The following is a 12,104-nucleotide window of genomic DNA, read 5'->3' as shown; positions in this document are numbered from 1 at the left end:
AGCTTAAACCACACCACCAGCGCCCTGCATGGAACGCTCACTGTTCTCCACTAGCAATGCGGTTGCGGTTTGTTTCAATGTTTCCCACTCTTGGTCTTCGACAAAAATACCATTTTGCCAAGAGGCTTGTTGCGTGTTGCTTAACTCATCGCCTTCAATGTGAATGGTGTATCCCTGTGCGCTTTTCTCGATATCAAAATCGTTCACAGAGAGTTCGATAACCATACTATGCAAATCCGTATCATGCCCATCAAACTGATCCGAGAAAAACACCTCAGGAGCAACACAACCACGATTTAAGACATAAAGTATCCCTTTCGGGCTCGTGCCATTGACCCACTGCGCACGACATGCGATGCCTTTCGCAGAGAGCTTCAACAGCTCACTAAAGCCGAGCCAGCGGTTATGGCACTGTTTCAACGTGATAGTAATCGACTTACTGTTGATCATTTTCTCAAGTGCGAAATCCAACACGGCGGGTAAATGACACGCCACACTGCCATTGTGCAAATCCATCTCGATACTCGATGGCGTGCTGTTGGTCACCGATACAGCGCAGTCCGAATCTAAACCAAGAAACAGGCTGGCGTTATTAAAGTGGCGCACCCCGTGCAAGCCAACCATTTGCAAGTCCGCCACCATATTCGCAATGACATCCGCCTCACCACAGTGACGGCGCATGCCAAGAAATGCCTTATTAACCGCGGCCACCAATTCGTTGTGAGAGACGATCATAATGCAAATCCTCCATTGATTTTTTGATTGTCACTTTGCGCAATTTCGTCACGCGGCGGCATGCTCGGGAAAATCCATGTGTCCGCCAGTTTAGGATCGTGAATTTCATCCAACAACGGCGCGCCTTGGAAGAAAGTTACTCGAACCCAACGATCCGAGCGCGGATCAAACTTAGTCGCACCAAAGATCGCCAATTTACATCGCAGTAAGTGCATTGGCAGTGCATCTTGGCGTAGCACGTTCATTTGAATATCCCCCATCGCACGGTTACCTAACGTCCATACGCGACGTGTGATCGAACGATAAGCCGGTTTTTGCAATAGAAACTCTGCTACGGACATTTCTTCATCACAACCAAGCAAGGCGTGGTACAAGCGATTCACTTGTCTGCCGATATCAAGCGGCAATTCTTTTTCTTCTCCTGCCTCTTCCCCACGAACACCAAGCCTTGGCTCTTCTTTGTCTTGTGAGCGATACCAGAACCAGTAGTTGTTCTCGGCTAGTGAGTAATCCGCATTAATCGCCCAGCGGTATTTGCTTTGCAGCACCTCAAGTAAGTCATGGATCTTTTTCCCGCCCGGAATAGATAACGTTTCATCCGTATTCATTTGGCTGGCAAATTCGTCCACCAAAGATGGGTAGAGTTCGATCAAGCAAGAGGTGAGGATTTCTTGGGCTTCCACACTCATTGTTTTCTTTTGCTCGACCAAACTCGCCCAGTTCGGATGTGATGCCATTAACGTTGTTAGCTCCGATAGCAGTTGTTTGATGTCTGCTGTCGCTTGATGATTGAGCCTGTCTTGATGTTCATTGATGGTGATGACTTGCTCTAAATGACGCTGCGCTTTTTGTAGTAATCCTTGCAAAGGAGCATGGAATGAAGCTTCACATGGCATCGCAAAAACTCGCGCTACCGCACGCTCGCGAGAGGTCATCCATTGGTCAACGATGCACGGGTGATTAATCAAGTATGGAGCCATGCCTAAGCCAGTCGCATTGCCGACACCAAGGTAGCGCTGCAAGCCACGATGCAAAGCCACCGCTTTGTCGCCTCCTTGCTGAAGTGCCAGGTAGTGCACCCAATCCAGGCTGAATTCACGCAACATATATACGGCACACATTTGCGCACTAAAAGACTGGCTGAAATCTGGGTTATTCTCTAACAGTTTGAAATCGGCGATACCAAACTTTCCGTTACCATACACAGCAGTGGTACGAAGGATATACCCCACTTCCGCCAGCTCTTTTGGCTCGGGCTGCTTGCCTTGAGAAAGGGCGCTAACAATGTGTTCAAACACACGCACGCTTTTGTTTGCGCGAGCCAGAACAAGCACGTTATTCGGATTGCGTCCCGCTTCTTGCAGCGGTACATTTGCTCGCAATCTTTCCAACAAAGTAACATCAACATCGCCTTGAACCAGTGCGAATGTGACGTCCCACTTTTCAGCAATGACGCGGTCATTACGCTCGTCATCAGCAATTTCATCACAGAACACCACCAAATGATAAACGTGCTCTGGCGTGGTCAACTTGTAAATAACGTGACCATAACCACGCGGACAAAGTTGCCACTCATGCTTGGTTACTTGCCAGTTTTGGCTTGCCATATTACGAATCAGACTACGAACAAAGCTGATTCGGTTTTGGTGCATTGCGCCAAGCCTTTCGGCTGCCATGACAATCGCTGCGTCGCGCATAGTTGCTTCCGTATAAGTAGAACGATGTGCATCCATTTTGCTCACCACCTATTTGTTATTGTAAGAATACTAGGGTTTGTGCGGATGTAGGAGGAAAACACCCGCACAAGCTCCACGTTGTTTGAATTAGATAATTGTTATAGCCCTTGCTCTTTCGCCATTTTGATTGCGATTTGCGGTGCATTCCAAAGTGACGGCAACAGAATCAGCGAAACCGGAACCGCGGTAATCACAATGAAAGATTGCAGTGCAGAGATGCCGCCAGAGCCAAGCGAAATCAGGATCAGAGCTGTCACACCCATCATTACGCCCCAGAAGGTACGGATGATCGCATTCGGCTCCGTTTCACCACTGATCACGACACTGATTGTGTAGGTCATTGAGTCGCCCGTCGTGACGATGAAGATCGTGGTTAAAATCAGAAATAGAATTGAAGTCAGCATTGGCATTGGTAGTTGCTGAGTCACCGCAAGCAAAGCACCTGGCAAGTTAAAGCCTTCAAACGCCGCACTCACACTACCCGGCTCAGCAATTTCAAACGCAAGGCCAGAGCCGCCTACAATCGTGAACCAAAAACAGGTGGTGAGCGGAGCCACAATACTGATGGTTGAAATAACTTGGCGAATAGTGCGACCACGAGAAATACGCGCAATAAAGATTGCCATCATCGGACCATAACCAAGGAACCAGCCCCAGAAAAATACTGTCCACCAGCTTAGCCAACCTTCGTCACCGCGATAGGTCGCCATTGGGATAAAGTTATCCAACATGCTTCCGACCCCTTGAATGTATCCGTTAAAGATAAAATTCGTAGGACCAAAAAACAGGATGTAAACCATCAATGCCATTGCCAGAATCACGTTGTAACGACTAAGCAGTTGCATGCCTCGGCTTAATCCACTGAGTGCTGACAAGGTGTAAAGCGCAATCGCAAACAAGATGATGATAAGCTGAGTCGTAAAGCCATCAGGAATATCAAACAATGCATTTAACGCGTAGCTAACCTGCAAGCCAAGAAACCCAATTGGACCAATGGTGCCCGCGGCTACCGCGATAATGCAGCATGCGTCAATCAATGCACCGAGTTGGCCTTTAAGTGCTCGTTCGCCCAAGACTGGGTAAAGCAAAATACGGGGTTTTAGCGGTAAGCCTTTGTCGTAATGCAGGTGCATCACCACGATGGAAGTTAAGCTACCTACAATCGCCCAAGCCAGAAAGCCCCAGTGCATAAAGGATTGCGACAACGCATTCACCGCACCTTGCTGCGGGTTATCTTGCGCGCCGTATAGAGGTGGCGGGCTAACATAATGCGCGATAGGCTCAGCCGCGGCCCAGAAAACGCCACCACCAGCCAATAAGGTACAGAAAATAATCGCCATCCAGCGGAAAGAGTCCATTTCTGGTTTTGCAATCCCGCCCAACATCACCTTGCCTGTTCGCCCTGCAGCCAAGCCAAGACCAATAAGAAAAGTGAGAAGCAGCAGTAACTGCCAGTAAGGACCAAACACCTGAACTGCCCAGCCAAAGCCGGCGTTAACGATCGTAGATAACAACTCGCCGTCATAAAGTGCAATAGCAACGAACAACGCGATAAAACCACCGCTATACCAAAAGGCCGGGTTATTCAGTCCTAATTTGTCCGTCGTGTTTTCTGTTGTTGATGTGTTGTGTGTTGCTTTTGACTTGCCCGATGACACGCTCATCGTGGAAGCTTTCATGCTATTGGTTAAATCAGACATACTCTGGCTCCAGAGGTTCTTTGCAGCTGCCAAAGACTGGCTACAAATGTGAGTTTTACGCCTGCCGTATTGTTGTTATGTAGGCAGGCGGTTCCTAATTTTGGGTGTACTATGAAATAGGCTCTAATCCTTCTTTGAGGAAGTTAAACCAGTTTTCACCCAATATTTTTCCTGCCTCAGATTCACTGAATCCGTGACGCATTAATCCGTTGTAGATGTTCTCCATCCCTGCACTGCCGCAGAACCATGGCAGCGCATCTGGCCATCCCGAGTTACTTGCCGAACCTTCGCCGTAATCCATCGCTTTTGACCAACGACCGTTGCGCATCCACTCCAACACTTGTTGCGGCTGGTTTAAGCACAAATCGCTACCGATACCTAAATGGTCAACGCCAAACATGTCTGCGGTTTTCGCAACCATCTGGCAGAAATCATCCAGCGTGCACTGGCTGCCATTTGGCAAATGGAACGGATATAAACTGAATCCAATCAAACCACCGCGCTCCGTCAGTGCTTTGATCACGGTGTTGGACTTGTTACGCAGTGCGTCATGCGCAAACGTCGGGTTGGCATGGCTGATACAAATTGGACGCGAAGAAAGATCGATGGCTTCCAACGTAGAACGCTCTGCACTGTGGGACATATCAATGATCATCCCGACTCGGTTCATCTCTTCAATCGCTTGCTTACCAAAGCGAGTTACACCTGAATCGTTTTGTTCGTAACAACCTGTCGCCAGTAAGCTTTGGTTGTTGTAGGTCAATTGCATGATCAGCAGACCTTGGCGGCGCATCACTTCAATCAGACCAATTTCATCATCGATAGGTGAGCAATTCTGCGCGCCGAAGAAGATGCCGACTTTGCCTTCTGCTTTGGCTTTTTCTACATCTGCCATTGAATAAATAGGCATGATGAGGTCCGCATTTTGCTCGAAGCGCAAGTTCCATTCAGCAAAACGCGTTAAGGTTTCGCGCGCAGTTTCGTGGTAGACGATGGTGGCATGAACAGCGGTAATGCCACTCGCCTTAAGCGTTTGGAAATACTCTCGATCCCAATTGCAGTACTGCAATCCGTCAATCACAATCCGTTGTTGGTACATAACCACTCCTTAAACAATTTCTTAGCCTTTCAGTGCGGGTAACTGACACCATCAGCTACCCTGCTGTTCTTAGTAAGGGCGCTGATAAGCGGTTTTCACCACGGTGTAGAACTCTTTGGCGTACTGCCCTTGCTCACGAGGGCCAAAGCTAGATTCTTTACGGCCACCAAATGGGACGTGATAATCTGTACCCGCAGTTGGCAAGTTAACCATGACGCAGCCCGTTTGGACTTGCTGTTTGAAGATCGCGCTATTGCGCAGACTTTGCGTGATAATGCCGCCTGTCAGGCCAAAGCGCGTATCGTTCGCGACTGCAATCGCCTCATCCAAATCAGAAACGCGAATCACGCTTGCCATTGGTGCAAAGACTTCTTCTTGGTTCACTTCCCAGCTGTTTTGTGTGTTCAAGAACAGGGTTGGTGACATATAGTAACCGTCATGCTCTAGGCTCAGACGCTCACCACCGAAAGCCAGCTCCGCGCCTGCTTGGCGTGCGTTTTCAATCCACTCAAAGTTCGCATTCAGCTGGTTACCATCAACAACAGGGCCCATGAATACGCCCTCTTCCAGTGCGTGACCCACTTTTAATTCGCTCATGCGTTTGATTAGCGCTTCAACATACGCGTCGTGAATTCCGTCCATAACCACAAGACGAGAAGACGCGGTACATTTTTGACCTGCACCCGAGAATGAGCCTGCGATTGTTGCTTCGACCGCAATTTGAATATCTGCATCATCTGCCACTACGAGCGCGTTTTTACTGCCCATCTCTAGCTGACAACGCACAAAGTTTGGTGCCGTTGCCGCGGCGACTTTACGGCCTGTGTCCACAGAACCAGTGAAGCTCACGCCGTTCACATCTTTCGAATTGATAAGGGTATTACCAACTTGCGAACCGCTACCCAAAACGAGGTTAAACGTGCCAGCAGGTAAACCTTGGCGATGGATAATCTCAGTCAGTGCAACGGCACTTGCTGGAGTTAGGTTGGCAGGCTTCCAGACGACACTATTGCCAAACGCAAGTGCTGGCGCGATTTTCCAAGCCGCTGTTGCTGTTGGGAAGTTCCAAGGAGAGATAATGGCGATAACGCCGACGGCTTCGCGAGTAACTTCAACGGAGACACCTGGACGGACGGAAGCAGCGTTATCGCCAATTTGACGCAGTACCTCAGCAGCAAAGTATTGGAAGAATTGGCCGGCACGGTAAATCTCACCTCGACCTTCAGCAAATGGCTTGCCTTCTTCACGCGAAAGCAAGGTGCCCAATTCGTCACATCGTGCAATGAGCTCATCACCAATCGCTTGCAGCACTGCTTGTTTGCGCTCGATTGGTGTTTTTTCCCACTCTAGCTGCGCTGATTTAGCCGCTTGAATCGCTTGCTCTACTTGCGACACACTCGCTTGTGCGAAATCGCCAATGTTTTCGCTGATATCAGAAGGGTTAATATTGACGATGGTTTCCATGCCAGATTGCCATTCACCTGCTATATAGAGGGATTTTTCTGCTTGAACATTGTTAATAAAAGTCATGGTTCTTTCCTTGTTCTTCCGATTTGTGATGGCAAGCCACCCACTCACTGATCTCAATTATTCTTGTTGGATTTATTCTGGTTGGCTTGCCGACGCGTAGACGACAAACTCCACCAACATTTCTTCTCGTGCTAACCCTGCAACCACCATGGCGGCGCGATTTGGGTACGGCGCTTCAAAATATTCCGCGTACACTTGGTTAACGGTTTTTAAGTATTCTCTGTCGGTCACGTAAATCAGGACCTGCAATACAGAGTCCAAAGACTCCCCTGCACACTCCAGGGTGTGAATGAGATTGTTAAAGGTTTGACGTGTTTGTGCTTCGATGCCGCCTTCCACAACCGCGCCTGTGTCATCAATAGGAATTTGAGCCGTATACAGAGTTCCATTGTTAACAATCGCCCATTCAAGCGGCGCTTTAGAAGCAAATAGACTGGTTTTAACTGGGTGTTTTTTAGTAGGAGTATTCACGTGCCTTTCAACCTTTGTAACAGCTTTGTTTCAATATGGTTAAATGATGCACATTGACAGGCGATAAATCTAACGGTAAATTTTTTACATTTGATAAATAAAACTTATCACCTCATTGAGAATAACGTAAATAAAGGGATTAAGAGGCATTAGGGATGAGTATTAAGCTTCAACAATTAATGCATTTTGTGATGGTAGTCGAGGAAGGTGGGTTTCGAGCCGCTTCACATCGTGCAAATCGATCTCAGGCTGCGCTCTCCACGTCGATAAAAGAGCTAGAGAGAATGCTAGGACAAACGCTGTTTGAACCCGGCAACAAAACCAAATTAACGCCTTTTGGTGAGATTTGTTTGCCCAAGGTGGTTCAGTTTCTCAATATCTACAGTGCGCTGGACAACGATCTCAAAGCTGCCGCGGCCGGACAGCAAGGGAGAGTGCGAATTGCGAGCGTTCCTTCTGTTGCAGCGAAACTCATCCCGAGCGTGTTGGGTGCCTTTTGCGAGCAGTATCCAAATGTAGAAGTAAGCTTGATCGACGATAACGCGGCGGGCGTCGAGGCTCGCTTACTCTCCGGTGAAGTCGACTTGGCGCTCGGTAACCCCTCTCACCTTGATGAGGGCGGCATTGACTTTACACCGCTGTTGTCCGACCCCATTGGCGTGGTGTGTTTAAAAGATAACCCGATTGCCAATCAAACAGAGGGAATCGAGTGGCAAACTTTGCTCGAACAACCTTTTATTCGTAACGGCACCTGTACGCTTCTCGATCCAACCCCAGCCAGAGCACTGAGTGAGCAAGCGCTCTATTCGGTCGAGAATATCACTTCGCTGTTTTCTGTCTTAGAGCTTGGGATTGGTGTCACGACCCTACCGAAGCTTGCTTTCCCAACCAATGAAACACGCTTGGTTTGGATCCCACTTATCGATCCACCGCTTGAAAGGCAAATTGGTATCTTTACGTTGACCGACCGCACGATCTCGCCTCAAGCAAAAGCGTTTCATGATTTGTGTGTACGTTATCTAAACTATCAAGATGAAGAGACGTAGTTCGAAGGTTTTAGCTAACAGTGGCTCCATTAGATTTTAGAGCCACTGTTATTTGATATTAAGTGACAGATCCGGTCATATGAAATGACGACGCTCTTATTGCACTTATTCTGGCTTGATATTCTGATTCATTCTGAACAAGTTATTTGGATCAAACTTCTTCTTCACTGCTTGTAAACGCGCAAAGGTTGGACCGTAGGCAGACTCTGTACGTTCAGCTTCGTCTTGTGTAAGGAAGTTGATATACGCACCTCCACTGGCATACGGTTTGGTTTTGGCAAAAAAGTCTCTCGCCCACGCGATACAAGCTTGGTCATCTTCTGCGGAGTCCCATCTTCCATGCACATTTAATACATAGTTTGCATCACGGCTAGAATAAGCCATAGACTCAGGCTCAGGTCTAGAGGCAGCGCAGCCAAGAGAGGCGATAAAAATCTCACACTGAGGCGATGGTAACTTACCTGCGTATTCTATCGCTGCATCAATCACACCTTCGCTTAGCGAGTTAAAATTGTGCGATTTCCAATAGTTACGTGCGCCCGGAGTAAGCAATGGATCAAACGCTTGCTGCCACGCCGCAAATGGCTGTACACCAACGTGCTCACCATGTGCATCACCAAACTCTCTCAACGGTGCAATTAACTTCTCACCTTCAGCCGGGTCACCCGCATAACATATCGCGAGTACAACCACTTCTTTACCGTGAACGCTTTCAGGTAAGAATGGGAGTGGCGGCGCTTTCCGACTCACCATCCAGACACTTAGGTCATCAGGGGCCGACTCAGTGAATTTCGCAAACTGGGTGATAATGGATGTCGCTTGCTCAAATGGAAAGACAATGAGACCACTTAACACCTCTGGACCGACAGGATGTAGCTGGAATTCAAAACGCGTAACGATACCAAAGTTACCGCCGCCCCCACGTAACGCCCAGAACAAATCGGCATTTTCTGTCTCATTCGCGAGCAGTTGACGACCATCTGCAGTTACGACATTTGCAGAGACCAAGTTGTCTATCGTCATACCATATTTTCGGCTCAACCAACCAAAACCACCACCAAGCGTTAACCCCGCAATTCCCGTGGTTGAATTAATGCCGACAGGCGTTGCTAATCCATATTTTTGTGTGGCCTCATCGACATCAGCCAACGTACAGCCAGGTTCAACGAAAGCCCTTCTTTCGCTTTCATCCACTTGAACATGATTCAAAAGCGACAAGTCGATCATCACACCATGATCGCAAACCGCATTGCCCGCAATATTATGCCCACCACCTCGGACCGAAAGTAGCTGATTGTTATCCCGAGCAAAGTTAACCGCCATCACGACATCATCGGCAGACTTGCAGCGAGCGATAACACCGGGACTGCGATCTATCATGCCATTCCAGATTTGACGAACTTCGTCGTACGTAGGATCTCCGGGCAAAACAACATCACCCTGAAATTGATTTTTGAAGTGTTCAATGGTTGCATTTTCTAGACTATTCATATTAGTTGCCTCTCACGTTTTACATGAGGCTTGCAAAGCACAATGCAACGACAAGCTAATACAAGTCCCTCACAATTAAACGTGACGTTTGAGTAGCTATTTTCAGAAAATAAACAAGGCCCCACAGTAACAATACCGTAGGGTCACAAATTCCCTTACTCTCTTGGGTTCGATAAAGCTGAAACACAGTTATAAAAATCAGATAGTTATCGCGATGATACCGCACCTCAAAGCACCTTCTGTATTCTTTACCCTGCGTGACACTCGCACCTAATTATTAATAAGTTCATTGTAAGTTTAGAATGCAATTTAGTTTCAGATATGAAACTTTGTCTTATAATTAATATTTTTAATAATTAATTATATTACCTTTATTTATCAATTAAATAGGATTATAAAAATATTTTAGACTGCGAATAGTGAATAGTGAATAGCCGTTAGAGGCAGTGATATTGAATGAAATTGAATAGCCTTCTTAGTGCTTTAGAAGACTATTGCGCTATTTATCAGTGACATACCGCCACTTAAGATGGGTTATTTACGACGATTTCGGTTCTTATACACCACGCAAAAGTTACCACGTTTGGTTCGGCATTTTGAACAACGCTCGCAATCCACTGGCGCTCGATTACCCTCTTTCCAGCGCTTTATTAACTGAGGCTCAGCCAATAAAGGACGTGACACAGCGAAAAATTGGATATCTGTGTCTTCTGCAATTTTCTCAATCGCATCAATGTCACTCAATCCGCCGACAGTAATCACCGGGACGCTCACATCTTGACTGATCACATGTCCATATTCGTGAAAATAGCCTTCTTCTTGTAGTGTGTAACCATCGAACGTTTCACCAACAAGCTCGTTTGCTTTGCCGTGAATATTGCCAGACACGATGATCGCATCAACGCCCACTTCTTCGAGTTTCTTACAAACGACGCGAGTTTCATCGAACGTTAAACCGCCGTCAAAGAATTCTGTCGCGGTAAGCTTCACAAGGATTGGGAAAGTATTCCCAACCAGCTTTCTGGTTTCAGAAAAAATTTCTAAAAGGAAACGCATGCGATTTTCTAAGCTACCACCGTATTCGTCTTCGCGACGATTATAGTACGTGCTTAAAAACTGGTTAATTAAGTAAGTGTGTGCCGCATGTATCTCTACGCCGTCAAAACCAGCGTCTTGAGCACGTTTACTCGCCAATGCGAATGCCTTTACGATGTAGTCGATTTCGTCCTTAGTCATCGCTTTGCCTTGCGTATTCGTGCCACGCTCAGGCACGTCACTCGGAGCGAAGATGACACGCTCACCGACGCTGTAGGTGGTTTTGGTGCCACCGTAAGCAATTTGCATTACGATTTTAGAATTGTGTTGATGTACTAGCTCTGTTAGCTTTTTGTATTCTTCAATAAAAGAGTCGTTGTAGATCCCCATCATCCCAGCGTTGGGTTTCTCTTCTTCCACGATATTGGCATAACCAGTAACAATTAGACCCACTTCACCTTTCGCCAACTCTTCGTAAATATCGTAAAGCTTATCCGTCATGTGGCCATTTTCAGTCGCCATGTTTTCCCACGTTGCGCTGCGCACAAAACGGTTCTTTATGGTCATGTTGCCAATGCGGGCTTCGGAAAACAAAATGCTCAAAACCAGTCCTCTTAATGTTGTCTTTATGGTTCTATCTTTTCCCAAGTAACCAAGAACAAAAAAGGAACAGCGATACACAACGTATGGCTGTTCCTTCTCTGAATCCGTGAGACCTGCAAACTACAGGCGCACCTTAATGCCTCGTGGGTGACAAAACTTTAATCTGGATTAAGGTTTAGTAAGATAAGCTTGTAAGCAAAGCAACTCGGCCGATTTCTCAGTTTACCTTCACTCTACATTCTGGGGGTAAGATCTTCTCTTTTTCGAATGAGACTTCACAATCCACAAGAACGCTTCCTCCCCCATGTAGGTAAAAGTAATCAAGCACGAAAAATACTTTATTATCACGCACTCCATATTCTTCTACAAAAACGCCAGCACTCTGGTTGAAATCCAGTTTTTCATTATCTAGAGAAATGGAGGAAACTCGAAATACATCATTTATTTCATAATCTGAACGATTAATTGTATCGACTTCAATCACTGGATTAATCTCCATGTTGTGGATAATAAGCCTAACAAGAGTATCTCCAATACGATAAGTTTCCACGGAGCTAACCGAGGACGGAACTTGGGCTAATACGCATGAAGAAATTGCAACAATTGGAAGAAGAGTAAAACGACGGAACATGAACCACGACCATAGTAAAAAGGGATA

General features: G+C 46.9%; 10 protein-coding genes. 1 reads left to right on the top strand and 9 read right to left on the bottom strand.

Going from position 1 to position 12,104, the window contains the following annotated elements; all coding sequences use genetic code 11:
- Positions 1–3: 3 nt before the first annotated feature.
- The 6 genes from J8Z23_RS16400 to J8Z23_RS16375 form a co-directional block, all read right to left on the bottom strand.
- The gene (locus tag J8Z23_RS16400; RefSeq protein ID WP_434635541.1) at positions 4–735 is read right to left on the bottom strand and encodes a DUF3726 domain-containing protein; all 732 of its coding nucleotides are present in this window, start codon (positions 733–735) and stop codon (positions 4–6) included.
- Entirely contained in the window at positions 732–2,468 is a 1,737-nt protein-coding gene (locus J8Z23_RS16395; RefSeq protein ID WP_434635539.1) for a hypothetical protein, read from the bottom strand. The genes J8Z23_RS16400 and J8Z23_RS16395 overlap by 4 nt, the downstream gene beginning before the upstream one ends.
- A 101-nt stretch (positions 2,469–2,569) precedes the next feature.
- The gene (locus tag J8Z23_RS16390) at positions 2,570–4,171 is read right to left on the bottom strand and encodes a BCCT family transporter (protein WP_005390956.1); all 1,602 of its coding nucleotides are present in this window, start codon (positions 4,169–4,171) and stop codon (positions 2,570–2,572) included.
- A 109-nt stretch (positions 4,172–4,280) separates the two neighbouring features.
- A complete protein-coding gene (locus tag J8Z23_RS16385) occupies positions 4,281–5,270 on the bottom strand; it encodes a membrane dipeptidase (RefSeq protein ID WP_005390958.1) in 990 nt (329 codons plus the stop codon).
- A gap of 69 nt (positions 5,271–5,339) precedes the next feature.
- Entirely contained in the window at positions 5,340–6,800 is a 1,461-nt protein-coding gene (locus J8Z23_RS16380; RefSeq protein WP_434635537.1) for an aldehyde dehydrogenase family protein, read from the bottom strand.
- Between the two features lie 72 nt (positions 6,801–6,872).
- Positions 6,873–7,271, bottom strand: a complete 399-nt coding sequence (locus J8Z23_RS16375) for a RidA family protein (protein WP_005375789.1) — start codon at positions 7,269–7,271, stop codon at positions 6,873–6,875.
- Positions 7,272–7,426: 155 nt separating this feature from the next.
- Between J8Z23_RS16375 and J8Z23_RS16370 the strand changes: the two genes are divergently transcribed.
- Entirely contained in the window at positions 7,427–8,317 is an 891-nt protein-coding gene (locus tag J8Z23_RS16370; protein ID WP_104973784.1) for a LysR family transcriptional regulator, read from the top strand.
- Positions 8,318–8,422: 105 nt separating this feature from the next.
- Here the strand turns inward: J8Z23_RS16370 and J8Z23_RS16365 are convergent, their stop codons facing one another.
- The 3 genes from J8Z23_RS16365 to J8Z23_RS16355 all read right to left on the bottom strand — a co-directional run bounded on the left by J8Z23_RS16365 (position 8,423) and on the right by J8Z23_RS16355 (position 12,077).
- Positions 8,423–9,808, bottom strand: coding sequence for an FAD-binding oxidoreductase (locus J8Z23_RS16365; protein ID WP_434635536.1), 1,386 nt, complete (start codon positions 9,806–9,808; stop codon positions 8,423–8,425).
- Positions 9,809–10,342: 534 nt separating this feature from the next.
- Positions 10,343–11,446 (bottom strand): NADH:flavin oxidoreductase, encoded by a 1,104-nt coding sequence (locus J8Z23_RS16360; protein WP_434635535.1) that lies wholly within the window; start codon positions 11,444–11,446, stop codon positions 10,343–10,345.
- A gap of 217 nt (positions 11,447–11,663) precedes the next feature.
- Positions 11,664–12,077, bottom strand: coding sequence for a hypothetical protein (locus J8Z23_RS16355; RefSeq protein ID WP_256952347.1), 414 nt, complete (start codon positions 12,075–12,077; stop codon positions 11,664–11,666).
- Positions 12,078–12,104: the final 27 nt, after the last annotated feature.

This window comes from Vibrio sp. SCSIO 43086 (genome assembly GCF_051132235.1).
In the GTDB taxonomy this organism is placed as follows: Bacteria; Pseudomonadota; Gammaproteobacteria; order Enterobacterales; family Vibrionaceae; genus Vibrio; species Vibrio diabolicus.
The sequence above is the reverse complement of the archived record's forward strand: the minus strand, read 5'-3'. Positions and strand labels throughout refer to the sequence as shown.